Origin of the sequence: Hyphococcus lacteus (assembly GCF_041058985.1) — a bacterium.
Classification (GTDB): domain Bacteria; phylum Pseudomonadota; class Alphaproteobacteria; order Caulobacterales; family Parvularculaceae; genus Hyphococcus; species Hyphococcus lacteus.
Genome location: NZ_JBEHZE010000001.1, coordinates 823,853 through 847,969, shown reverse-complemented (window position 1 = coordinate 847,969; position 24,117 = coordinate 823,853). Strand labels below are relative to the sequence as shown.

Annotated in this window: 21 protein-coding genes and 1 tRNA gene; 17 read left to right on the top strand and 5 right to left on the bottom strand. The window is 52.8% G+C overall.

What is annotated here, in order from left to right:
• The first annotated feature begins 452 nt into the window (after positions 1–452).
• Together dnaK and dnaJ are read left to right on the top strand one after the other, a co-directional pair.
• Positions 453–2,378, top strand: coding sequence for a molecular chaperone DnaK (dnaK, locus tag ABFZ84_RS04065; RefSeq protein ID WP_369312641.1), 1,926 nt, complete (start codon positions 453–455; stop codon positions 2,376–2,378).
• Between the two features lie 128 nt (positions 2,379–2,506).
• Positions 2,507–3,661 (top strand): molecular chaperone DnaJ, encoded by a 1,155-nt coding sequence (gene dnaJ, locus ABFZ84_RS04060; protein ID WP_369312639.1) that lies wholly within the window; start codon positions 2,507–2,509, stop codon positions 3,659–3,661.
• A 123-nt stretch (positions 3,662–3,784) separates the two neighbouring features.
• On the opposite strand, the gene ABFZ84_RS04055 is transcribed toward dnaJ, so the two are convergent.
• Positions 3,785–5,074 carry an MFS transporter gene (locus ABFZ84_RS04055; RefSeq protein ID WP_369312638.1) on the bottom strand — a complete coding sequence of 430 codons (1,290 nt, stop codon included), beginning with the start codon at positions 5,072–5,074 and terminating at the stop codon, positions 3,785–3,787.
• 94 nt (positions 5,075–5,168) lie between these two features.
• Here ABFZ84_RS04055 and ABFZ84_RS04050 point away from each other — a divergent pair, with 94 nt between their 5' ends.
• From ABFZ84_RS04050 to ABFZ84_RS04035, 4 genes are all read left to right on the top strand, one after another.
• Positions 5,169–5,876: a sulfotransferase family protein gene (locus tag ABFZ84_RS04050; RefSeq protein WP_369312637.1), complete on the top strand. Its 708-nt coding sequence runs from the start codon at positions 5,169–5,171 to the stop codon at positions 5,874–5,876.
• Between the two features lies 1 nt (position 5,877).
• Positions 5,878–6,222, top strand: coding sequence for a DUF3088 family protein (locus tag ABFZ84_RS04045; protein ID WP_369312636.1), 345 nt, complete (start codon positions 5,878–5,880; stop codon positions 6,220–6,222).
• A gap of 23 nt (positions 6,223–6,245) precedes the next feature.
• Positions 6,246–7,055 carry a 4-hydroxy-tetrahydrodipicolinate reductase gene (gene dapB, locus ABFZ84_RS04040; RefSeq protein WP_369312635.1) on the top strand — a complete coding sequence of 270 codons (810 nt, stop codon included), beginning with the start codon at positions 6,246–6,248 and terminating at the stop codon, positions 7,053–7,055.
• A gap of 85 nt (positions 7,056–7,140) precedes the next feature.
• A complete protein-coding gene (locus ABFZ84_RS04035; RefSeq protein ID WP_369312633.1) occupies positions 7,141–7,668 on the top strand; it encodes a retropepsin-like aspartic protease family protein in 528 nt (175 codons plus the stop codon).
• A gap of 11 nt (positions 7,669–7,679) precedes the next feature.
• Here ABFZ84_RS04035 and ABFZ84_RS04030 read toward each other — a convergent pair whose 3' ends face one another.
• Together ABFZ84_RS04030 and ABFZ84_RS04025 are read right to left on the bottom strand one after the other, a co-directional pair.
• Entirely contained in the window at positions 7,680–8,924 is a 1,245-nt protein-coding gene (locus ABFZ84_RS04030; protein ID WP_369312632.1) for a M24 family metallopeptidase, read from the bottom strand.
• Positions 8,925–8,941: 17 nt separating this feature from the next.
• Complete coding sequence (locus tag ABFZ84_RS04025) at positions 8,942–10,183, bottom strand: UbiH/UbiF/VisC/COQ6 family ubiquinone biosynthesis hydroxylase (RefSeq protein ID WP_369312631.1); 1,242 nt, start codon at positions 10,181–10,183, stop codon at positions 8,942–8,944.
• Positions 10,184–10,360: 177 nt separating this feature from the next.
• On the opposite strand from ABFZ84_RS04025, the gene ABFZ84_RS04020 reads away from it, so the two are divergent.
• The 3 genes from ABFZ84_RS04020 (at position 10,361) to ABFZ84_RS04010 (ending at position 15,830) form a co-directional block, all read left to right on the top strand.
• Complete coding sequence (locus ABFZ84_RS04020) at positions 10,361–11,629, top strand: ammonium transporter family protein (protein ID WP_369312630.1); 1,269 nt, start codon at positions 10,361–10,363, stop codon at positions 11,627–11,629.
• A 77-nt stretch (positions 11,630–11,706) separates the two neighbouring features.
• Positions 11,707–14,148 carry an FtsK/SpoIIIE family DNA translocase gene (locus ABFZ84_RS04015; protein WP_369312629.1) on the top strand — a complete coding sequence of 814 codons (2,442 nt, stop codon included), beginning with the start codon at positions 11,707–11,709 and terminating at the stop codon, positions 14,146–14,148.
• Between the two features lie 233 nt (positions 14,149–14,381).
• Entirely contained in the window at positions 14,382–15,830 is a 1,449-nt protein-coding gene (locus tag ABFZ84_RS04010; protein WP_369312628.1) for a class I SAM-dependent methyltransferase, read from the top strand.
• A 20-nt stretch (positions 15,831–15,850) separates the two neighbouring features.
• Here the strand turns inward: ABFZ84_RS04010 and ABFZ84_RS04005 are convergent, their stop codons facing one another.
• Complete coding sequence (locus tag ABFZ84_RS04005; RefSeq protein ID WP_369312627.1) at positions 15,851–17,320, bottom strand: sensor histidine kinase; 1,470 nt, start codon at positions 17,318–17,320, stop codon at positions 15,851–15,853.
• A 138-nt stretch (positions 17,321–17,458) separates the two neighbouring features.
• Here ABFZ84_RS04005 and ABFZ84_RS04000 point away from each other — a divergent pair, with 138 nt between their 5' ends.
• The 3 genes from ABFZ84_RS04000 (at position 17,459) to ABFZ84_RS03990 (ending at position 19,695) form a co-directional block, all read left to right on the top strand.
• Positions 17,459–18,313, top strand: coding sequence for a fatty acid desaturase (locus tag ABFZ84_RS04000; RefSeq protein WP_369312626.1), 855 nt, complete (start codon positions 17,459–17,461; stop codon positions 18,311–18,313).
• A gap of 116 nt (positions 18,314–18,429) precedes the next feature.
• Entirely contained in the window at positions 18,430–19,323 is an 894-nt protein-coding gene (locus ABFZ84_RS03995; RefSeq protein ID WP_369312625.1) for a hypothetical protein, read from the top strand.
• A gap of 87 nt (positions 19,324–19,410) precedes the next feature.
• Positions 19,411–19,695 (top strand): hypothetical protein, encoded by a 285-nt coding sequence (locus tag ABFZ84_RS03990; protein ID WP_369312624.1) that lies wholly within the window; start codon positions 19,411–19,413, stop codon positions 19,693–19,695.
• Positions 19,696–19,818: 123 nt separating this feature from the next.
• Here the strand turns inward: ABFZ84_RS03990 and ABFZ84_RS03985 are convergent.
• Positions 19,819–19,893, bottom strand: a tRNA-Gly gene (locus ABFZ84_RS03985).
• Between the two features lie 124 nt (positions 19,894–20,017).
• On the opposite strand from ABFZ84_RS03985, the gene ABFZ84_RS03980 reads away from it, so the two are divergent.
• The 5 genes from ABFZ84_RS03980 to ABFZ84_RS03960 all read left to right on the top strand — a co-directional run bounded on the left by ABFZ84_RS03980 (position 20,018) and on the right by ABFZ84_RS03960 (position 24,036).
• Positions 20,018–20,587, top strand: coding sequence for a prolyl-tRNA synthetase associated domain-containing protein (locus ABFZ84_RS03980; protein WP_369312623.1), 570 nt, complete (start codon positions 20,018–20,020; stop codon positions 20,585–20,587).
• A 90-nt stretch (positions 20,588–20,677) separates the two neighbouring features.
• Positions 20,678–21,604, top strand: a complete 927-nt coding sequence (trxA, locus tag ABFZ84_RS03975; protein WP_369312622.1) for a thioredoxin — start codon at positions 20,678–20,680, stop codon at positions 21,602–21,604.
• Positions 21,605–21,619: 15 nt separating this feature from the next.
• Positions 21,620–22,258 carry an LON peptidase substrate-binding domain-containing protein gene (locus ABFZ84_RS03970; RefSeq protein WP_369312621.1) on the top strand — a complete coding sequence of 213 codons (639 nt, stop codon included), beginning with the start codon at positions 21,620–21,622 and terminating at the stop codon, positions 22,256–22,258.
• 32 nt (positions 22,259–22,290) lie between these two features.
• A complete protein-coding gene (locus ABFZ84_RS03965; protein WP_369314536.1) occupies positions 22,291–22,470 on the top strand; it encodes a Trm112 family protein in 180 nt (59 codons plus the stop codon).
• An 87-nt stretch (positions 22,471–22,557) separates the two neighbouring features.
• Positions 22,558–24,036, top strand: a complete 1,479-nt coding sequence (locus ABFZ84_RS03960; protein ID WP_369312620.1) for an AMP nucleosidase — start codon at positions 22,558–22,560, stop codon at positions 24,034–24,036.
• The last annotated feature ends 81 nt before the right edge of the window (positions 24,037–24,117 follow it).

Below are 24,117 nucleotides of genomic sequence, written 5' to 3'. Positions count from 1 at the left end.
GATCTCCCGCCCGCATGTGATAGCAAGTGTTATAATGTAACACAATACTGAGACGCGCCACTTAGGGGAAATCGAGAAGGCCAAAACAATAACGTGGTTTGATGTTGGTCATCTGATCGGGGGCTTTCTGTTACGCTCTGAGCGTGATGGTCGCTGCGACAAATTTGGACGCGAAACCGGCCTAATTTACTTTGGCATTGTTGTTCTCAGCCAATAGGCAAAAATTTTGGCGCACTGCCTATGCTCACGGGGTTGCGACCTGTTTCACCCCTACTTATATCCCGCCCGAACGTTGCAGTCGGGGCCGGTTGAAAAACGGGTGTCTGCAACCATCTTGTGTCACTGATCAGGGGCGTGTCCGCTTCCGGCGCTTTTCGGCGCCATTCAACTATTGAGGCCCGACGTAAAGGCCGGGAATAAATGGGCAGCTCGCTAAAACGGAGAACGATCAAATGGGTAAGGTAATTGGCATTGACCTCGGTACGACGAACTCTTGTGTCGCCGTCATGGAAGGTAAAGAGCCGAAAGTAATTGAAAACGCCGAAGGCGCGCGGACGACCCCGTCTGTTGTGGCCTTCACCGAAGATAGCGAGCGTCTGATCGGTCAGCCAGCGCGTCGCCAGGCGGTAACCAATCCGGAAAATACATTTTTCGCCATCAAGCGCCTCATCGGGCGTCCTTATGATGACCCGACCGCGCAAAAAGACAAAGAAATGGTACCTTACAACATTGTCAAAGGTGACAATGGTGACGCGTGGGTGGACTCGCGCGGTGAAACATTTGCGCCATCACAGATTTCAGCCTTCATCCTTCAGAAAATGAAGGAAACAGCCGAAAGTTATCTCGGCCAAGACGTAACCCAAGCCGTCATCACGGTCCCTGCTTATTTTAATGACGCTCAGCGTCAGGCAACCAAAGACGCCGGCAAGATTGCGGGCCTCGAAGTTTTGCGGATCATTAACGAGCCAACAGCGGCGGCGCTGGCTTATGGTCTTGATAAAAAAACCGGCAGTCAGAAAATTGCGGTTTATGACCTCGGTGGTGGTACGTTCGATATCTCAATCCTTGAGATCGGCGACGGCGTGTTCGAAGTTCTTTCAACCAATGGCGATACATTCCTTGGTGGTGAAGACTTTGACCTTCGCATCGTTGATTATCTCGCAACTGAATTCAAAAAAGACCAGGGTATTGATCTGCGCAAAGATAAACTCGCGCTGCAACGCCTGAAAGAAGAAGCCGAGAAAGCTAAAAAAGAGCTTTCAACAACTTCAAGCTATGAAGTGAACCTGCCCTTTATCACGGCTGATGCTTCTGGCCCGAAACACCTCACCATGAAACTTTCGCGCGCTAAGCTTGAAAGCCTCGTGGAAGATTTGGTCAAACGCACTGTTGCGCCTTGTAAAGAAGCGCTTAAAGACGCGGGCCTTAGCTCTGGTGACATCGACGAAGTCATCCTTGTGGGCGGTATGACCCGGATGCCGAAAGTTCAGGAAACTGTAAAACAGTTCTTCGGCAAAGACCCTCATAAAGGTGTGAACCCTGACGAAGTGGTTGCGCTTGGTGCGGCTATTCAGGCGGGTGTTCTACAGGGCGACGTCAAAGACGTTCTGCTTCTCGACGTTACGCCATTGTCGCTTGGTATCGAAACATTGGGCGGTGTCTTTACGCGCCTGATCGACCGGAACACCACGATCCCGACTAAGAAGTCACAGACCTTCTCGACGGCTGAAGATAATCAGTCCGCCGTGACGATCCGCGTCTTCCAGGGTGAACGCGAAATGGCAGCTGATAATAAGAGCCTCGGCCAGTTCGATCTTGTGGGCCTTCCGCCCGCACCGCGCGGCGTTCCGCAGGTCGAAGTGACGTTTGATATTGATGCCAACGGTATTGTTCACGTCTCAGCGAAAGATAAAGCGACGAACAAAGAGCAATCGATCAGAATTCAGGCGAGCGGTGGTTTGTCTGATGATGACATCGAAAAAATGGTCAAAGAAGCTGAAGCCAATGCGGATGCGGATAAAACCCGTCGCGAAAGTGTCGAGTCGAAAAACCGCGCTGAGGCACTTGTTCATTCGACCGAGAAAAATCTCGAAGAGCACGGCGACAAGCTCGAACCAGAAGATCGCTCTGCGATTGATGATGCACTGGCGGCCCTCAAAGCCAAGCTCGAAGACGAGAATGCTAGCGTTGAAGACATCAATACAGCAGCGGGCACACTCGCAACCGCGACCATGAAACTTGGCGAAGCCATGTATCAGGCCGGTGCCGAAGACGATGATGGCGGTGCTGCCGCTGCTGCGGCCGATAGCGCCGCAGACGATAGCGACGATGTTGTTGATGCCGACTTCGAAGAAGTTGACGGCGACAAAAAAGACTAAGCTTAAAAACGCGCCGCGCTTTGTAAAAAGCGCGGCGCAATCTTTTCAACCGGAAAAGCCAACACTGGCGGGGGCTCCGGAATAAAGGGGTTGCGTTAAAACCCCAGTTGGACAGGCGCGAAATCACTATGGCGCAAGCATGTTATTACGAAGTTCTGGGCATTGAACGCGGCGCAGACGGATCGTCGATCAAATCGGCATTCCGCAAACGCGCGATGCAGTACCATCCTGACCGAAATCAGGGTGATCCAGAAGCCGAGAAAAAATTCAAAGAGCTAGGCGAAGCCTACGAAGTTCTCTCCGACGAACAAAAACGCGCGGCATATGATCGGTTTGGTCACGCAGCGTTTGAAAATGGCGGTGGTGGCCATGGTGGTATGGGTGGCTTTGGGGGCGGTGCCGGTGCGGCTGGGTTCGGCGATATTTTCGACGAGATCTTTGGCGAATTCATGGGCGGTCAGCGCGGCGGGCGACGCGGTGGCCCCGGTCGCGGTGCCGACCTTAAATATAATCTCGAAATCAGCCTCGAAGACGCTTTTGCGGGCAAGAAAACTGAAATCCACGTGCCCGGTTCAGTTTCGTGTGAAACCTGCGAAGGTTCTGGCGCAAAACCGGGCTCTGGCCCAACCCATTGCGGCACCTGTAAGGGCGCTGGCCGGGTTCGTGTTCAGCAAGGCTTCTTTACGATCGAACGCAGTTGCCCCCATTGCCATGGCGAAGGCCAGGTGATTGCCGATCCGTGTACAGATTGTGGTGGCCAAGGTCGGGTTCGCCGTGAGCGCACCCTTAGCGTAGACATCCCCGCTGGGATCGAAGACGGTACGCGCATTCGCCTTTCGGGCGAGGGCGAGGCCGGACCGCGCGGCGGTCCAGAGGGTGATCTTTATATATTCGTTCATGTGGGCGGAAGCGATCTGTTTGAACGCGACGGTGCCGATCTTTATTGCATGATGCCGATCCCCATGACCACGGCGGCTATGGGTGGTGAATTTGAAACCCCAACTATTGATGGTGGGCGGGTTAAAATCTCCGTACCCGAAGGGTCGCAAACCGGAAAACGCTTCCGGGTGCGCTCAAAAGGCATGACGGTCTTGAACCAAAAGGGTCGTGGCGATCTTTATGTCGAGATTCAAGTCGAAACCCCAACGGGCCTAAACGCAGAACAAAAAGACTTGCTGCGTCAATTCTGTGAGGCCGGCGGCGGCGAAGCCGCATGTCCACAATCACGGGGATTTTTCGACCGTGCCAAGAATTTTTGGGAAAACGTCACCGACGGTCGTTAATACAGATCCACCTTATTTTTTCTGCTGCTCTGACGGATCCTTGCCTGTGCGGGGATCGTCGGTTTTGGATGGCGGCGTATCGCCTTCCGCTGTCCTTCTCCGCGAAAAATACATCAAAAATAGCTAAACGGTCGAAGAGGTTTGTCCTAATTTCGCGGCGTCTTCAAACCGGTCAGCGCGGGCAAGCGCGGGGAACAATTTGATCCACGCGCCAGCGGCAAAGATCGACACCACTCCGCCTAAAAGGACTGCGCCCACCGGCCCTAAAAAGCGTGCGGCGACACCGCTTTCAAATTCGCCAAGTTCATTCGATGCAGAAACAAAAATAAACGATACGGATGAAACACGCCCACGCATGCCGTCGGGTGTCGCGAGCTGCATCACCGATGATCGCACATACATCGATACCATATCGGCTGCACCGGTGATCGCGAGCATCAGCATTGAAAGCCAGAAATAGGGCGACAGGGCAAAGCCCAACATGGCCATCCCATAGACTGCAATCGCGCTTAGCATCCAGAAACCGACCCGGCGGTTAAACGGTTTGACCGCTAGTGTCAGCGCCACCAACCCGGCACCAATGGCGGGCGCGGCGCGCAAGAACCCCAGCCCCTCAGTGCCGATATGTAATACGTCACGGGCGAAAACCGGCAACAACGCCGTGACGCCACCAAAGAACACCACCACCAGATCGAGCGATATTGATCCGAGTACGATTTTGTTGTCACGCACATATCGCAGCCCCTCGAACACCATTGTCAGGCCGCGCACTTGCTTATTGGGGACATGGGCCGGTGTCTGGGCTGTCATAAGGCTGGCTACAGCGATCACAATCAGGGTGGCGCCGGTGCCGTATACGAGTTGCGGCCCCCCAATATAAAGAAACCCACCAATCGCAGGGCCAAACATCGCAGCGGTTTGAAACCCAAGAGAATTCCAGACAATAGCTAATGGCAATTCATCGCGCGGTATTAATGTCGGATAAAGCGAGTTCGCCGCCGCCGGTGTAAACGCATTGACCCCACCCGTGAGGACGGCGGCCATGAAAATCGCGGGGATTGCAACCGCCGCCGGATAAAAGCTCGCAGTAAACAAAATACCAATAATCAGTAACCGGATTAGGTTAGAGGATACCAAAATCATTTTGCGATTCAGTCGGTCGGCGGCCTGACCGCCCACAAGCGACAACAGTAAGACCGGTAGAAATTGGGCAAGACCAACAAGCCCAAGCAGGAAAGCCGACTCTTCCACCGAACGCGTTTCCCGCGCGAGGTCATAGATTTGCCAACCAATAGCGACAGCCACCATCTGGCGCTCAGCAGAAATCAACTGCCGGGCGAACCAATAATGACGATAACCTTGATGGCGAAATACGCGGAGGGACGGTACAAGTGACATAATAATGGCGACCATAACTGACCCGCCTAAAGAGGCAATCGCATATATGACTTGTCAATTACTTATGCGTTGTGGGTACAATGGCGGAAACCAAACTTAGGGGACCGTCATGAAAATTATCGGTGTCGGATTTGGCCGCACGGGCACGGCGTCACTAAAAGTAGCATTAGAGGAATTGGGTCTTGGGCCGAGCTATCACATGAGTGAGGTCTTTGCGACGCCGGGACATATTGATCTATGGATCCGCGCTGCTGATCAGGTTGCGGCTGGTGAAACCCCAGATTGGGATACTATTTTTAGCGGTTATCCCTCCGGATGTGATTTTCCGATTGCGGGCTTCTGGCGGGAACTCGCCGACCATTACCCCGATGCTAAAATTATTCTGACGGTTCGCGATCCGGAAAAGTGGTTTGCCTCCACCCAGGAAACGATCTTGAGCCCTCGTATGGTTGATATGTCGCGACCAACGCCCTTTGGTGAACTTTCTGAAAAGGCGATTTGGCGCTATCTCGGCGGTGATGTTCATGATCGTAGCAAGATGCTGGATGCTTTTGATCGCCATGTGAAAGCCGTGAAAAACACCATCGCGCCAACGCGATTGCTGGTTTTTGAAGTTAAGGATGGCTGGGCACCACTTTGTGAGTTTCTAGGCGTGTCAGAACCGGATAAGGAATTCCCACGCGTGAACTCGCAAGAAGAAACAAAGGCTGTGCTTGAAATGTTGATGGCCGAAGGGGCAGAACAAACACTGAGCGGTGGTGGCCTTGGTGATACTGAAGATGCAACGATGAATAAAAAGATATTTGGAAAGGACTAAAATGAGCCGCGACATATTATTTTTGCTACCGCCGGGTTTTTCCGATAACGACCGACGTGAGTTTTGTCCGGAATGCGCAGAAATATGGGGTGTGCTGAGCTATTACCCAGCCATCAAAGAGGCGATAGATATACGCTATCAGCCTATCGACCGCCCGCGCCTCGAAATGACGGGGCTCTTTGGTGACGAACACCAGAACTGCCCAACATTGATGCTGAGTGATGATGCTGATGCCGGTGAGGTTCCCATAAAAACAGCGAATGGGGCGCGACTTATTGATAACGCCCGAGACATTGCGAAATATTTCGCGCACCGCTACGGAACAGCGTTCCCACGCGGATCGTGAATTCAGTTGAGTTAGGAAGACCAATGGCGAAATCATCAATTTTAGTGGCCGGTGCCGGTGGGCGCATGGGACGCTCTGTGGTCGCTGAGATCCTGAAAACGCCGGGGGCCTCGCTCGCGGGTGGGTTCGAAAGACCGGGTGGTCCTGATATCGGTAAGGATATTGGTGTTCTTGCGGGGCTTGATGCGATTGGCCTTTCGGTCGAAGACGCGGCAGAAAAGGGCTTATCGCGGGCGGGCGCGCTGATTGATTTTACTGCGCCTAAGGTTTCGGTGACCAACGCGCGTGCCGCCGCTGAAAATGGCGTCGCCCATGTGATTGGCACAACCGGCTTTTCCGACGCGGAAGAGGCAGAACTCACAGAATTGGCCAAGGCCATACCGATTGTGAAATCCGGCAATATGAGCGTCGGCGTTAATGTTTTGACGGCCCTTGTCGAAGCGGGCGCAAAGGCGCTCGGCGATGATTACGACATCGAAATATTCGAGGCGCATCACCGCGCAAAGGTCGACGCCCCGTCTGGTACGGCCTTGATGTTGGGGGCTGCCGCTGCGCGTGGTCGCGGGGTCGATCTTAACCATGTTTCTGCGGGCGTGGAGGGCACGCGCGTTGGTGCGCGCAAGTCCGGCGACATCGGCTTTTCGGTGATGCGGGGGGGCGGCATTGTTGGTGAACATCAAGTGTCGTTTGCGGGTATGCAAGAGGTCATTACCCTGTCCCATAGTGCCATTGATCGGGGGCTTTTTGCCAAGGGCGCGGTGGCCGCTGCGCGGTGGGCAATCGGGAAGCCTGCGGGGCTTTATTCCATGCGCGATGTGCTCGGTCTTGGTTAATTTAAAACCATAGAATTTGAACAAACGCGCTGAATAACCTGAAACCAAGCTCTGTTTAGATAGTCCCCTAATAAAAGGGACTATCATGCGTACGGAAATTATTGCTGCTGCCGGAATTATCGCGCTTGCCATTGTGGCACCGCGCATGATTGAGGCACGACAAGCAAGCCAACCAGAAACTCCATCCCGTTTGGCGAACGTGCAAAGCGTTCAGCCAAGTGCGAACAGCGTTTCTCATTGGGGCGATGAAATCCGCATCCAAGCCGCGCATGACCGTCAGTTTTACGTAGATGCTGACATCAACCAACGTTCCGCTAAGTTTTTGATCGACACGGGCGCAAGTTATGTGGCGCTACGCGATAGCGATGCACGCGCCGCAGGGATTTATACATCGTGGACGGATTATACCTATCCGGTTCACACAGCGAATGGTGAAACCAAAGCCGCCTTTGTGACGATTGATGAAATCGATATTGATGGTTTGCGTATTGAAGGCGTCAAAGCGTTTATCCTCAAAGACGATCAGCTTAACATCAACCTTTTGGGTATGAGTTATCTGTCACGACTTGAAAGCGTTGAGGCCCGCAAAGGCGAACTGGTGCTCCGCGGATAACAAGCGGGCAGCTAACCAAACGGTTTGTCGATTGATGGGGATAGCGCCGTAAATAATTTGGGGCCGTCTTCGGTCATGTAAAGACAATCCTCTAGCCGCACGCCGAACTCACCAAAAATATAAATGCCTGGTTCATTTGAAAAACACATACCCGGTGTAAGCTTCGTTTCTTCGCCATGCACGAAATTCACTGGTTCGTGGCCGTCCATACCAATCCCGTGGCCGAGCCGATGGGGCAAGCCGGGTGTTTTGTATCCGGGGCCATAGCCTTCGGCCTCGTAATATCGGCGCACCACGTCATCAACAGTGCCCGCGCTAACGCCTAGTTGTGCGGTTTCTAGCGCGAGTTCTTGACCATGTTTGACAGTGTTCCAAACCTTGCGTTGTTTGGTTGTTGGCTCGCCAAAAACCCATGTGCGCGAAATATCGGATTCATAATCGTGTACGGAACAACCACAATCCATGAGGATAATAGACCCCTCTTGAACGGTTTGCGGCTTGTTCGATCCATGTGGATAGGCGCTCGATTCACCGATAAGCGCCATCGAGAACTGAACAGAGCCGCCAAGCGAAGATGTGGTCGCGCTCATTAAAGATGAAATGTCTTGTTGGGTCATGCCCGTTTCGATCATGGGGTGAATATGTTTATAGGCCGCAAGGGTAATGTCATTAGCTTTTTGCATTAATGCCAGTTCAGCCGGAGATTTATAAAGGCGGACGCCGCGCGTGATATTCTGTCCGGGGACGATTTTGAAATTTGGTGCGGCATTGGCGACACCATCCACAACGAAATGTCGAACAGTTTCTTCGATGGCCAACTTGCCGCGCTTTAAGCCGCGATCTTTTAGGATCTGCGCAACGAGCGCAAACGGGCTTTCATGTTCGTTCCATGTGCGAACATCGTCGCCAACCTCTAGACTTTCACGGATCGAGGGCTCTTCAAAAAAAGGCGTAACAACAGCGATATCGCCTTCGGCAGGAATAACGACACCGGTCAATCGTTCAGAGCGCCACCAATTTATGCCGGTGAAATAAACCATCGCCGACCCGGCTTCGACCAATAACGCGCTGATGCCTTGGTCTCGCATCAATTTCTGCGCTTTTGCGATGCGGGCGCGGCGCTCATCGGCGGAAATAGGCTGCGTATCGGAAGCCATATTTTGAAGGGGTTGAGCTTTCGCGGCGCTGATCCCGGTAGCCGTCGCCAGCCCGGCCAGGCCCGATACCTTTATCAAGTCACGCTTTGTGATGGTCATAGAACTCTCCCCGTTTTTTAATTTTCACGAGCCATCAGGCTCGGCAATGCACCAACATCGGCCCCGGCTTGGCGCATAAAGAATTTTCGCAATGGCGTGACCGCGTTCACGGCCCCCATGCCAATATCCCGGGCAATCCGAAGCGGCGCAATATCATTCGAGAACAGACGATTTAATAAATCTGTCCCAAGGGCAAGCGCTGCTGAATCAAACCGTCGCCATTGCTGATAGTTCTGCAATACGGTGAGCGCGCCAATATCGAGGCCAACGTCACGCCCATCACCAAGCACATCGGCAAGGGCCGCAATGTCTTTAACGCCTAGATTAAACCCTTGTCCGGCGATCGGGTGGATTGCATGAGCTGCATCACCGATTAGGGCAAGGCGCGGCGCAACATAACTTTGCGCCAGCGTAAAAGCTAGTGGGTATGACCATCGCGGTCCTGTCGGGGTGACTGCCCCAAGGTAATCACCAAAGCGGTTCTCAATTTCTATACGGAACTTATTTTCATCCAATGCCATATAGGCGAGGGCGGCGTCAGATTTTTCGGTCCAGACAAGGGATGATCGGTTCTCCGTCATGGGCAGAATGGCAAACGGGCCGCCGGGTAAAAAGAATTCCTGGGCGACACCTTCATGAGGGCGCTCATGGGCAACGGTTGCAACAATGCCTGTCTGGGCATAGCGCCAGTGATTGGTTTTAATGTTCGCCTCGGCGCGTAATGATGACATTCGGCCATCAGCGGCAACCACGAGAGTGGCGCGAATTTCGCGCTCGTCCTCTAGCGTCACCACCGCGCTGCCCGATTGAAATTTTGCGGCGTTTCGTTTTGCCGGTGCAAATAATGCGATGTCGGATTTGGTGGCGATGGCGTCAAACAACACATTGCGCAAAACCCGATTTTCGACGATCCAGCCAAGCGGCTGATCATCACCCAATTCCCGGCTGTCAAAATGCAGATGAAAGCTAGAGACCGTCCCTTGGTCAAAACGACTTTTTGCGCGCCCATCGGTCACTAAGATGTCACGGATCGGTTCGGCATGTGGTGCGATCTGGTCCCACAGCCCGAGCCGACGAAACACCCGTGCTGAAGCATAAGAGATTGCCGTCGTGCGCCCGTCAAAGGCCGCGTCGCGCATTTTGGCGGGATCACCAGCGTCGATCACCGCGCAGCGAAACCCTTTTGACGCTAACGCCAGCGCTGCAAGACCACCGGATAATCCGCCGCCGACGATTGCAATATCGAAAGATTGGCTCATGGGCGCAGTTTCGCCTTTCCCGTTGCTGGCGTCTACTCTTTGGGGGATGCGGCGTATGGCCCAAAATCAAGGTGCCTGAGATTTTGAGCGCTTTTACAGATTTGGAAACACTCTTACGACATTGAAGCATCGGAAGATGGAGATTGGCCAATGTGCCGAAACATAATGTGCCGAAACATGATCACAGCTCTTGTCACAGGTTCTTTTATGGTGCTCGCGCCGTCATTGGCGGTGGCGCAAGGCGTGACAAGTGACATGGATCCGGCCAGCGATGTGACGCGGTACTTGCTTGATAGTGGTTTGCTGATTTTAGGCGGGCTGGCTGGTCTGTTGTTGATTGCGGGGTTTGCCTTGCGGGATATTGGTCTGTCGCGAACCCTGAATGCGCCGGCGGTGTGCCTTCGGACCATTGGGGCGTTGGCGCTAACGGTTTTTGCGTTTTGGCTGAGTGGTTATCAGCTTCTTTTTGGTATCGAGACAAATGGTGTGCTCGGGGAATTTGGGATATGGCACCCGCGAGATGAGGACCCGGCCGCATTAGGGTATTCTTCTGGTGCGTTCTGGTTTTTTCATATGATCTTGGCGGCTTTCGGCACAATGATTGTGTCGTCGGCGGTGTCAGAGCGCGTCCGGCTTTGGCCGTTTTTGTTTTTCGCTTTCATTTGGTCGATTTTGATCTACCCAATCGCGGCAAGTTGGGCATGGGGTGGCGGTTATTTCGCCTCCGAATGGAGTTTTCACGACATCGGCGGTGCTGGTGTAATCCATGTCTCCGCGGGTGCCGCGGCGCTGGCCGCAGTGATGGTCGTTGGCCCGCGCAATGGTCGCTACGCCCAAGGGCAGGGCCGCCCAGCGGTTTCCACCGCTTTGCCGCTATCGGCATTTGGAGTGATGCTTGCGATTGTTGGGATGATGTTGGTCATCGCAGGATTGTCAGGTTCGTTCGCCAGCGTCGAGGCCGCGATCTCTTTGGGCAAGATGCTTTCAAATGCGATGCTGGCGATGGCTGGTGGTTCCTTGGCGGCGATGGTGCTGACGCAAACCGTATATAAACGCACAGGACTGGTATCAGCCATGACCGGTGCGATTGCGGGGATTGTTTCAATTTCCGCTGAACCGTTTGGCCCGGCACTGTGGCAAGCGGCCATGATTGGCGCGGTAGGGGGCGTGATTATTACCGTGACGCCGCCCTTTTTTGATCGTTACCGTATTGATGATGCGGGGTTATCTATTCCAACGCATTTATTATGCGGGCTTTGGGGCGTTGTGATTGCATTCTGGGTCAACGAAGATGTCTGGCTCATCGGGCAAGCGCTTGGGGTGGTGGCGATTGCTGCGTTCTCATTTTCTATGAGCCTTTTGATCTGGGTTGCAGTGAAATACACAATCGGTGTTCGCAGTGCCCCGCTTGATGAGCCAGGTTTGGGTGGCCCAACCAATGGTTAAAAGCCGTTAACCCTTTGGTTAATGATAAGTGGCAAACTCAAAGTTCGTTTTTCGCAGTTCGGTAAGTACGTTTCGACATGTCTAGAGAATCCCGATCCTACGCCCGCCACGGAAACCGCCATGGAGGCCGTCTCAGGGGCCGCCAGCGCGACCCGTTTACTGAGTTTGCTGACCGCATGCGCGCATTTCTGCGCAATGTGATGATGCGCGCGGGTGGCGTTGCTATGATTGTGCTCGGCGGATGGTTGCTGGTTGCCTTGGCGAGCTTCACCATTTCTGACCCTTCTTTTAATACGGCGACCCCTGCGGATGTGCGCAATATGGGCGGACCCATCGGCGCAATCGCAGCTGACCTATCCTTGCAATGGATTGGTGGTTCAGCCTTTTTGTTGATTGCGCCGCTCATGATTTGGGGCGCGTTCGCCATGGTCAAAGGCGCACCCGAAGAAACACCTGCGGATTTCTGGCATCGTTTAATTGCGGCTCCGATTGCGATTGGTGCCGGTGCTGCATTTGTTGCCTCTTGGCCGCCACCTGCGGATTGGCCATATGTAGTTGGCTCTGGCGGGTTGATCGGCGATGCACTCTTTAAGGGTGTTACAAACCTGTCGGCGCTTTTCATTGGTTCAAAGTTATCTGTTGCCCTTGCGGGCGGCGTGTTCGCAATGATTGCACTCATTTCTTATTCTGTTCTTTGTGGTCTGACGCGGGAGCGCCTTGCCGAAGCATGGTGGGCGCTCGAAGACTTAGCGATTGGTGCGCGTGATTATGTTCTCGAATTGCACGAGCGCTTTTTCGGTGGCGAGACCGATGAAGAAGACGTCGACGAAGAAGGATATGAGGAAGAATACGAAGAAGACGATGATGAAGAAAGCGCCGAGGACGAAGACGCAGAACCTGTCTTAGCGGCACCATCACGTAAGCGGAAAATTATCCGTAAGGGCAGTAAAGAAAAAGAAAGCCGCCGTGAGCGTCGCGAGGTTCAACCGAACCTTCCGGTTTTCTCCGCCGGAAATTACGAATTGCCGGCGCTCAACCTTTTGGCAAAACCGAACCCTGCGAAAAAGGCCGTTATTTCCGACGAAGCGCTCGAACAGAATGCGCGGATGTTGGAAAACGTCCTGAGCGATTTTGGTGTGCGCGGCGAGATTATCAATGTGCGGCCAGGACCTGTGGTTACGCTTTATGAACTCGAACCAGCCGCTGGGATTAAATCTTCGCGGGTGATCGGCTTGGCCGACGACATCGCGCGGTCGATGAGCGCGGTGGCCGCTCGGGTGGCGGTAGTGCCGGGGCGCAATGTTATTGGTATTGAATTGCCGAACCAAGATCGTGAAATGGTATTCCTGCGCGAGCTTTTGGGTGCTGGCGAATATGAAAACTCACGCGGCGACCTAACGCTTGCACTCGGTAAATCTATTGGTGGTGAGCCGGTATTCGCGGACCTTGCACGGATGCCGCATTTGTTGATCGCGGGTACAACAGGTTCCGGTAAGTCGGTTGGGATCAATACGATGATCTTGTCGCTACTTTATCGGTTGTCGCCAGAGCAGTGCAAACTCATCCTGATCGATCCGAAAATGCTTGAGCTGTCCGTTTACGAGGGTATCCCGCATCTTCTGTCGCCAGTTGTGACCGATCCGCGCAAAGCGGTGGTGGCGCTGAAGTGGACAGTGCGCGAAATGGAAGAGCGCTATCGCCGGATGTCGAAAGTTGGCGTGCGGAACGTAGAAGGTTTTAATGCACGCGTCGCTGAGGCTGAAGAGAACGGCGAAGTTCTAAGCCGTACGGTACATACCGGCTATGACGAAGAAAGCGGCGAGGCGGTCTATGAGACCGAAGAGCTAGAATATGAATCGATGCCATTTATCGTGGTCGTGATCGATGAGGTCGCGGACTTAATGATGGTGGCCGGTAAAGACATTGAGGGCATGGTCCAGCGCCTTGCCCAAATGGCGCGTGCAGCCGGTATTCACTTAATCATGGCGACCCAGCGTCCCTCCGTGGATGTTATTACCGGTACGATCAAGGCGAACTTTCCGACACGGATCTCGTTCCAGGTGACGTCAAAAATCGATAGCCGCACCATTCTTGGAGAGCAGGGCGCAGAACAGCTTTTGGGCATGGGTGACATGCTTCATATGGCGGGCGGTGGACGGGTACGCCGCGTTCACGGCGCATTTGTCGCCGATGATGAGGTCGAAAAGATCGTTAACCATCTCAAGAAACAAGGCGCGCCGACCTATGTGCAAGAGGTCACCGAGATGAAAGAGGACGGTGACGGCGATGGCGGCTTTGACATTGGCGGTAACACCAATTCCGGCGATGCGCTTTATGATCGCGCTGTTGCGGTGGTGCTTCGTGACCGCAAAGCCTCGACATCTTATGTCCAGCGGCGATTGCAAATTGGCTATAACCGTGCCGCGACGTTGATTGAACGCATGGAAGAAGAAGGCGTTATTTCTTCGGCTAACCATGCTGGTAAACGTGATATTCTTGTCGGTGATGACGCGGCATAAAGTTTTTGATGACGGTTTTGCGAAAGACACGCATTGTTTGCGGCGTTAACGATAAACGCTAATGTGTGAGCGCCTGAATGGCTCGCCCTAAGGGCGAAACTGATCCGCATCCAGAAAAAAAGTCTGCGTTAACTATTTGTTTTTGACAGTCAAAGCCTCTCCACCGATTGATCTTTATTTTTCATTAGGCATACTAATTTCCACGGGGACAATATTTTGAACGCGGGTGGCGTATGTCTAAAACTTACGAGGATCTTTCCGGTGCAGCAGGTAAGGCACGGTTTTTCCGTCCTAGCCGATTTGAGGCATCGGAGATTTTCGGCGGAAACCCACCAAGATTGGTCTTTGAAGACGAAACTTATGATCTACACAATATAAGTGCGCGTGGTGCCGGGTGCCTTAACCGTCGGCCCACCGATGATGAACCTGCTAAAGCGCCGGGTGAGCACGGATTGTTGCGTCTAACGCAACATGGTCGCGAACTTTTTCTGGGCACGGCGCGAAAAGCGCGCGCTGACAGTGGTTCAGGGATAGTAACGACCGGGTTTGAACTGGAATCCAACCGCTTCGATCTTGATTGGCTCATTCGCGAAAATGCCAGTATTCTTGCGCGCGAAGCGCGGACGCCGGTCGAGTTATTAGAGCCTCCGATCGCTTACAAAACCTTTTGTGCAGATGCCGCAGCATTTCTGGGTAGTTATCTGTTGCGTGTTCAAAAATTTGTCGGCCCGATTGAAGGCCGTCTGAGCGAAGCTGAGCGTAATGACATCGCGCGCGACCTTGCGGCCTCGGCTGAAACCGGGTGGCTTGATCTTGTCCAAGAGGGCAACGCCTTGGTGGGGGATATTCACAACGAAAAACAGCGCCGCATCGGATATAAATCCTATACGGAACGCACGGTGACACAAATGTTGCTGGCGGGCCCCGGGTGGGCACGTTGTTATTTCAAACCGGCTGGGTACCCCGGTGACTACAAGATTATGAATTACGGCTATGAACAAAAACCTGAAGGCGCGGGTGTCGCAGAAAAATTCCTGCACCTTTTGGGGATGAGCGCGTCACGGGCGATCATTACCCGGATGGAAATGGTCGCGAGTCTTGTTTGTGATTACGCCAATGACCGCCGCAGTGGTAACGGTGATGAGTTTACGATCACCAGTGTCGGCAGTGGTCCGGCCAGAGAGATGGAAGATATCCTATCAGGTACGCCTGATGACGTTCGTTGGCGGATGAATTTGGTTGATCAGGAACCTGCAGCGCTCGATTATGCGTTTGAACGGATTGCGACCATGCCGGATCGTGATCGTCTTAACGTCACTGGGCTCAACATTTCCTTCCGGGAAATGCTAAGGCCATCACCGGATAACGCAGCGTTCATGAATAATGATATTATTTATTCGTCGGGGTTCGTTGACTATTTGAACCCACTACTCGCCCAGCGTTTCATCAAACGGCTATATGATTTTGTTAAACCCGGCGGTCAGGTGATTGTTGGCAATGTGAACAATTTATCGACCGGCATGATTTGGCCGCTTGAATATATCACCGATTGGACGCTGTATTTCCGCAACGAAGAAGAAATGAAGGCAATGGCACGCGAAATTCCTGATGCGAAAGTATCGGTTATTTCTGATCCGATGGAAGCTGTCTATTTCTTGGTGGTTGAAAAACCAGCCAGCTAGAGTTGGCTTAGAACACTGTTTTAACTCGCAATGCTTTCCTGGTCCTCGGACGGCGCTTTCGCTTTGACGGGTGGTTCAAACCTGACGGTGACGGACGTTCCGCTGGTGCCATCTGATTCAAGTTTGATGGTTGCGTTTTGATCCTGGAAAATTCGGGTGGCGAGCGTCAGGCCAAGACCCAACCCTTCGGTCGAACGACGCAAGGCGTGTTCACCCTGCGTGAACGGTTTCAGCGCTTTATCAATTTGCTCGGGGCTCATGCCGCGGCCATGGTCGGTGATCACAAGCTCGTACGCACCGTCGTCATCTGTGCCGCCGCTGATCTCTATGATACCGCCTTTTGCTGATGCATTGAGCGCATTTTCAAGTAGATTGTTGAGTGCATAACAGGTGTGAACGATGTCGATATAAATCGTCCCGTCTTTAAGGTTATCCTGTTTGACAGTGATGTCTTTTTTATCAAATCCGGTGCGCATCTGTTCGAGTGAGACATCGACCAATTCCTCGACGCCGGTATTGCCGATTTCATATTTCATTTTACCGGCTGTTGCGTCGGCAAAACGGAGCATTTTTTGAATGCGTGAAAGCAGGATATGCGCCGAGCCGTGAATCTCGTTCAGGTGTTGGACGTTATCTGAATCGTCATTGGCCGCTTTACAAGAATTGGTCACCACTTCCGTATAGCCGATGATTTGGTGCAACGGCGTTCGCAGTTCGTGGCTCATCATCGACAGGAAGTTAATTTTTGACTGGTCGGCGGCTGTTGCCTCGATCAATAGCCGTTCAATCATTTCGCTATCACGTTGGCGTTGTTCATCTCTAAGCCAGATCGTCCGCGAGCGTAGCTCTTGGGTGTAGTTGGTGATCACCGCCACGAAGGCGATACTCAGCATAAAGAAATGCCCCGAAATAATATCCACACTTGAAAAGCTTGGATTCAGATTGAGCACTGCAACATAAACGAGCGATGATGTTAGATAGGCCGCCGCCGCCACGGGGAATGGAATCCGCATAATGCAGGACGACGCAATAAAGACGATCAACACCCCGATGATATAGGGCGGCGCACCCTGTGGTGGGATGATCGCGATCATCCAAATCACACCAATAGCAGAGACAAAAAGCCCGCTGGCACTTAGCAGACCGAAATGCGGTTTGACCTTTGGAATAAACGATAGCGGGATCAACAACATCATGATCGTGCCAAAAATCGCACGGATAATGAGTACCGATTCCAGCTTTTCCGTAATCGTCGTTACATCGAGAATGGCGTAGCTGAAATAGGTGAATATCACCAAATACCAGAGGATACGCTCGGTCGGGACCGTCTTTTCGACGAGATGTTGTGTGTATTTGCGCTCAACTTCTGGGTCGATGAAACGCGCTAATTTGGCCGACAGGCCGTCGCGCTCTAGCGATGCTTTGAACATGCTAAGCGGGTTGGGCCGCTTCGTTGCGGGTCGTACAGCGGTCGTGGTCGGCGATGCCATGAGCAATATCTAGCGCAAGAGAGTTAATGAGCACTTGGCGTATGAGACGAAATAACGTCCGAAAAGTGCTGTTTGATTAGGTTTTCTGTCCGTAAACGGCACTTGCCGTGGATAAATTATTAATGAATACTAAACGTCATGTCTGAAAGTTCCATAACCGGCTTTGCGCCAACAAGACAACGCTCTTCCATTCGTGGTGCCGCCTGGCCCACGGTCGGCTTTTTTGCGTCGCTCTGGATTGGTATTTCGCTTGCGGTTTGGGGCGCACTCAGCGGCATTATTCCTTATTGGGCTGCGTGCCTCGTTAATGCGGTGCTGTTGTACCTTACTGCGCACACAAACCATGAGGCGATCCACCGAAACATTAGCGCCGGGGCACCAAAATTACGGTGGTTGAACGAAGCGATTGGCCATTTTGGCAGCTTTTGGTTTTTTCTGCCCTTTCTGGCGTTTAAGGCCATTCATCTTGCCCACCACCGTGCGCCGAACAACCCGGTCGAAGATGGTGATATGTGGGTGGCCCGGAAAAATCCATTCGTGGTTTTTATTTGCTGTGCCAGCATATTGGTCGGGTATGAGCGCCAAATTTGGCGCCTTTCGAGCATCGGCGCATTGTCGCGGCGCGCAATGATTTCAATTTATGGCCAGCGCCTGTTGGCAATCGTGATTGTGGCGACTGCGTTTGCGATCGGTTACGGTTATGAAATTATGATGCTTTGGGTGCTGCCGGGTTTTCTGACGGTCCCGTTCCTTGCTTATTTCTTTGCCTATGCGGTGCATCATCCCCATACGGATACCGAAGCCTATCAAGCAAGCAATGTGTTGCTGACGACCCCGCGTCTTCAGCCCCTGCTAACCGCAATTTTTGTGTTTCAAAACTATCACCTTGTGCATCATCTTAATCCTCGAATTCCGTTCTATAAATACGGTGAAGTCTTCCGTCAGATGCACCCAGATCTAGAACACAAGAAAGCCGCGATCCGTAATATCTGATTGCGCTGCGCTATGTGCGCTTTTGCCAAAAAAAATTAATAGAACCGCCATGTGGTTGTCACCCTTTCGGAAAGGGGCAGCGCTAAGAAAAGCCCAATTTATAAAGGGTTTTCTCCATGTGTATTTCAAAATACCTATCGGCATTGGTTTTATGTCTTTTGGCGGTGGCGTCGGCCAAAGCCGACGAGCAAACCGAAAAACGCGAGGCCCGTCGCGCCGCATGGGCCGCCATTGGCGTTCAGGATTTTGAAGCAAAGCCGGTCAAAGCATTAAGCGCAAAAAAAATTGCTGAATTTCCAGCGATTGAAGCAGGGCAGGGTGCTGCCGCCGATGACAAATATTTCTATGCCATCGTGAATTACGTGATCGGAAAATACCGGCGCGACAATGGCGAATTTGTCAGTCGGTGGGTCGGCACACGCGGTGGCCCGATTGGTCATTTGAATAGCTGTTTCCCAGAGGGCGGGAAATTACTTTGCGCCAATTCAAACCACCCCAACCTGCCTATGGCGAGCTCGATTGAAGTTTTTGACACAAAAACCATGACCCACATTGATAGCAAAAGCCTCGGTGTGATGGATGAGGGATCACTGGTCTGGTTTGATCATTACAAAGATGGTTGGATCGCGGGCTTCGCCCATTACGACGATGACACTGGCCTACCGTTCAAAGACCATAATTATGCGTCTGTTGTGACTTATGACAGCGAATGGCGACGCACTGGTGGTTACGCGTTGCCCAAAGCGGTGCTTGACCGGATGGCACCTCAGGCCGCGTCAGGCGGCGCTATTGGAAATGATGGGCGGCTCTATTTGTTGGGCCATGACCGCCGCGAAATGTATGTGATGGAATTTCCAAAAATGGGCCCCGTTCTTCAGCATGTAGCGACAATCGACGTCCCAACCGAAGGGCAGGCCTTTGCGTTTGATTCGAAAAACCCTCGCCAAGTCTGGGGCATCAGCCGCCCACGACGGAGCGTGGTCTTTTACGAATTGCCTTTGATGGATTGAGGTTGGTCTGCAAAAAAACGGTCTTGCGTCAGAAAACCTATTCGGTGAGTAATATCGCCGTGGGTTGTCAGCCGAAGAGAAAAATGAATGTCAAAAATACTACTTTTCGGCGTTGTTTTGTCGGCATGTTTCGGGTTTGCAATGTTTCGTATGCAGCCAAAACCAATGTCGGCAATAGAAGCCATGACCACAGAACAACGACTCGCTTATTTTCAATCGCGTGAGACGTCCGACATTGTTGGGTATTATTGTTCCGGAATGAAAATGTCAGCTCAAGTCGAGCGAGACCTCGAGCAAAGCCTGCGTAGACATCACGGTGTAACGCAATGCTCGTCAGCTAATGGTAACGTCAGAAGAATCCCATCCGAATAGCCAAAACTTTGTCGGTAGAGTTTATAGGCCGCCGCACATAATTTGGGGCCTAATGCGTAGCACTGGCTCCGTCGCAAAATAATATCCTGCGGCTAACTTATTCGTCTATTTTCTTGAGAAAACTGGAGCGGGCGATGCGATTCGAACGCACGACCTAAACCTTGGCAAGGTTTCGCTCTACCCCTGAGCTACGCCCGCTCACTGACGTATTCTGCCAACTTGATGGTCGACAGGGGCCGCTATATGCACGAGGGAGCATGGCTTGGCAAGCGGAAACATTGGCATCCGAGCATTGTTGAATAATTTTGTGAAAAGGACCCCCATGACCGCAGCTGACGACAGTACAAACCCAACGCCAGCACCGCTTCCCGGTGCTGCCACCCGCGCTGATCTTTTTGTGTTTCTGGACAAACTCGGGATTTCGCATCGAACCGTAGAGCATCCGCCAATTTTTACGGTCGAGGAGGGGCGCGAGCTGAAAAAACAATGGCCCGGCGGTCATTCCAAGAATTTGTTCGTCAAGGACAAGCGCGGGACGCTGTTTCTGGCGATTGCCTTGTCTGACACGCGGGTTGACCTAGTGGGGCTCGGAAAGCGCCTGAGCGCCAAGGGAAGGCTGTCATTTGGTAAGCCTGATTTGATGACCGAAACATTGGGGGTGATCCCCGGTGCCGTGACGCCTTTCACGCTCATGAACGAAAGCGCCAAGGCCGTTACGACGGTGATCCTCGATACGGCGCTATTGGCGGCAGATCCGGTCTGGTTTCACCCGCTTGAAAATAATGCTTCGACCGCAATTTCTGCGAAAGATTTGGTATCGTTCGTCAAAGAATGCGGATTTGCGCCAGAAATCATCGATTTGGCCAACCCACTGGACTTAGACGAGGGCTAACCGCCAATTTCTGGTGGTTCTCAAGGCCACAAGCGGTTGCGTTTCGGGCCTCGGACCCTCATCTAATGGGACGGAAAACGGAGACAAAGCATGAGCGAGATTTTGGGCATGGGCGCATCGGCCCCTAGTGGTGGCGACGCGGTAAAAGACGTGACGATCGAGACTTTCGAACAGGAAGTCCTCAACGCGTCAATGAACGTGCCGGTCATTGTCGATTTTTGGGCCGAATGGTGTGGTCCCTGCAAAACGCTCGGCCCGATGCTCGAGCGCGCTGTCCATGCCACTCAAGGCAAGGTGCGCATGGTCAAAATCGACATTGATAAGAACCAGATGCTCGCCTCGCAAATGCGCATCCAATCGATTCCGACGGTTTACGGTTTTTTCCAAGGGCGCCCGGTTGATGGCTTTCAGGGCGCGGTACCCGAAAGCGAAATCAAACAGTTTGTTGAACGCTTGGTTCAAGCAGCGGCAGGGGGTGCGGATGCTACTGGTCCCGAAGAGGATTACGTGGCCGTTGGTCAACAGGCGCTCGACAATGGCGATGTTGCGACAGCTGCCCAGTATTTTGCCCATGCCGCGCAACAGGATGGTGAGAACGTAGCCGCACTCGCGGGGCTTGCGCGATGCCAGCTTGCGCTCGGTGACGCTGAACAGGCCAAACAGACCATCGCGATGGTACCCGAAGACAAGAAAAAGGATCCGGCGCTGTCGAGTGTCATTGCGGCGCTTTCCATCGCCGAAGGGCATCAAGGCGGCGAAGATCTTGCGACGCTAAAATCTAAAGTTGATGCCAACCCAGCCGATCTTGACGCGCAATTTGCGTTGGTTGGCGGCTATCTTGGTGCGGGTTCGATGGAGCCGGCGATTGACACCTTGTTGGATATCATCGAGCGTGACCGTGATTGGAACGAAGAAGCCGCGCGTAAAAAACTACTGACAGTTTTTGAAGCGCTCGGTCACGCCCACCCGGCGACCGCTGCGGGGCGGCGCCGTTTGTCATCGATCTTGTTTTCTTAGGAGTTCGCTTCGCCCATGAAGCTAGAGCCGACACCACAAATTCTTCCGCTGTTCCCCCTAGACGGCGCAATGTTGCTGCCGGGCGGGCAATTACCGCTGAATATATTCGAGCCGCGCTATCTTCGTATGATTGATGATGCGCTCGCCGGGTCACGGCTTATCGGAATGATTCAACCGCGGGACGAGTCAGAAACCGGGCGGCCAGAACTTTATGATGTCGGCTGTGCTGGGCGCATTACATCGTTTACGGAAACCGAAGATGGCCGCTATCTGATTAACTTAACGGGGACGCGCCGGTTCAAGCTCGCCGAAGAATTGGCCGCCGATACGCCTTACCGCTTAGGGCGCCCCGACTGGGCGGCTTATGAAATTGATGTGTTGCGGGATAATAGCGTTGATGACATTGACCGCGATGTTTTGTTGGACGCGTTAAAACATTATCTTGATGCGGAAAATATGGCGGTTGAATGGGAACAGGCATCCGCCGCTCCGACCGAAGCGTTGGTGGTTTCCTTGGCCATGGGGTGTCCTTTCGCGTCAAACGAAAAACAGGCATTGCTTGAAGCCGAAACACTGGCTGAGCAGGCGCAGTGCCTTGAAGCATTGATGGCGTTTCCCGGCGGCGAAGAAGATGACGAAACGCCACTACAATAGGGCGAAGTGAAATGACTGACGATCAGACCGAAATTGACCCGAAGCTTCTGGCTGAGCTTGTCTGCCCACAGACGAAAGGCCCTTTGGTTTATAATCGCGAGAAAAACGAGCTAACCAGTAAAAAAGCCCGTCTGGCTTACCCGATCCGCGACGGAATCCCGATCATGTTGGTCGACGAAGCGAGAGCGCTGAGTGACGACGAAGCGCGTTAATCAGCGCGGGCGGGTGTTTAAAAAGCTGGCAAAATTGCGCTGAGAGGTGTAAAGGACGGGACTTTTTTATTTTTTGGAGGAGAAAACATGGCCTCGACTGTGGACTTTGACGCACCCGCTACTGAACTCGTTGCCTGTAAAACCCCTCAAGAAGCTGTCGATCGGTTGGTCGCGCTTTATGAACAAGCCCACAAACAAATCGAAGACCGTTTTGATCGCTATTTGCAGGGTGACGAGACATTAGAGCCAAGCACAGATTCAAGTTCAGCTGGGGTCTATCCTTATTTGTGTGCTGTGGTCCCCGCAGAAGCCGCCCCCCAAACTTCAAAACTCGCCCTTGGCCAGATTTCATCAAATAGCGTCCACGGCGCGACGATCACCCAGCCTGCACTTTTCGCAGATTACCTAAAGGCGCAAATTTCGCGGACGATTGAGCGCTTTTCCGCAAAGATATATGTGGGCAAATCACTGACCCCCATCCCGCTTACATTCGCGCTTGAAAAAGCGACGGCGCTGCTGACACCGGAAAAACGCAACAAACTTCAACATTATTTCCATACGCCTAATTTGGTGGCGACCAATGATGATATTGTTGATGGTGAATTCATTCTGAAACGCCATGGTGCGATGCCGTTGTCATTGTTTACGGCAGAGCGCATCGATTACTCGTTGCACCGTATTCAACATTATACTGCGACACGGCCAGAACATTTTCAGGACTATATTCTGTTTACAAACTATCAGCGTTACGTTGATGAGTTTGTGGAGTATGCCAAAGGTGAGATCGAGGCGGGTCGCGCTGATGCGCTGATCGAACCCGGTGAAAGGATCACTAAAAAAGGCGCAAAGCCCGCCGACGGGCCGGTGCCGCGGCTGCCGCAAATGCCGGCCTACCACATGGTCCAAGACGGTCATAAGGGAATAACCCTTGTGAATATTGGTGTTGGCCCGTCAAACGCGAAAAACATTACTGACCATTTGGCCGTGTTACGCCCACAAGTTTGGTTGATGATTGGTCATTGTGGCGGTCTGCGTCGATCACAACGTCTTGGTGATTATGTATTGGCGCATGCCTATTTGCGCGAAGACAATGTGCTTGATGATGTGTTGCCGCCCTCGGTTCCCTTGCCGACGCTCGCAGAGGTTCAACTTGCATTAACCCGCGCCGTACAAGAAGTGTCGGGTAATGTCGGACGCAAATTAAAAGAGCATTTGCGCACCGGAACGGTGGTTACGACGAGTGACCGGAACTGGGAATTACGGTTTGAGCGCAATGCCGTTCGTCTTAATCAGGCGCGCGCAATCGCCATTGATATGGAATCGGCGACAATCGCGGCCAATGGGTATCGCTATCGTGTCCCATACGGAACACTTTTATGTGTTTCTGATCGGCCGCTTCATGGCGAGGTCAAACTGCCGGGGATGGCTGATGCGTTTTATCAGGAAAGCGTAAGCCAACATCTGGAAATTGGTGTTCGCGCAATTGAAGTTTTGCGACAGGAAGAGCAAGCTGGCACACTACATTCACGCAAGCTGCGTAGCTTTGATGAGCCATTTTTCCGGTAAGGGCACTGATTAACTCAGACCGCTTAAGATTTGTCGATTTCTCAAAGAACGACTGCAGTTAGGTCAATTCTTTTGCCACAC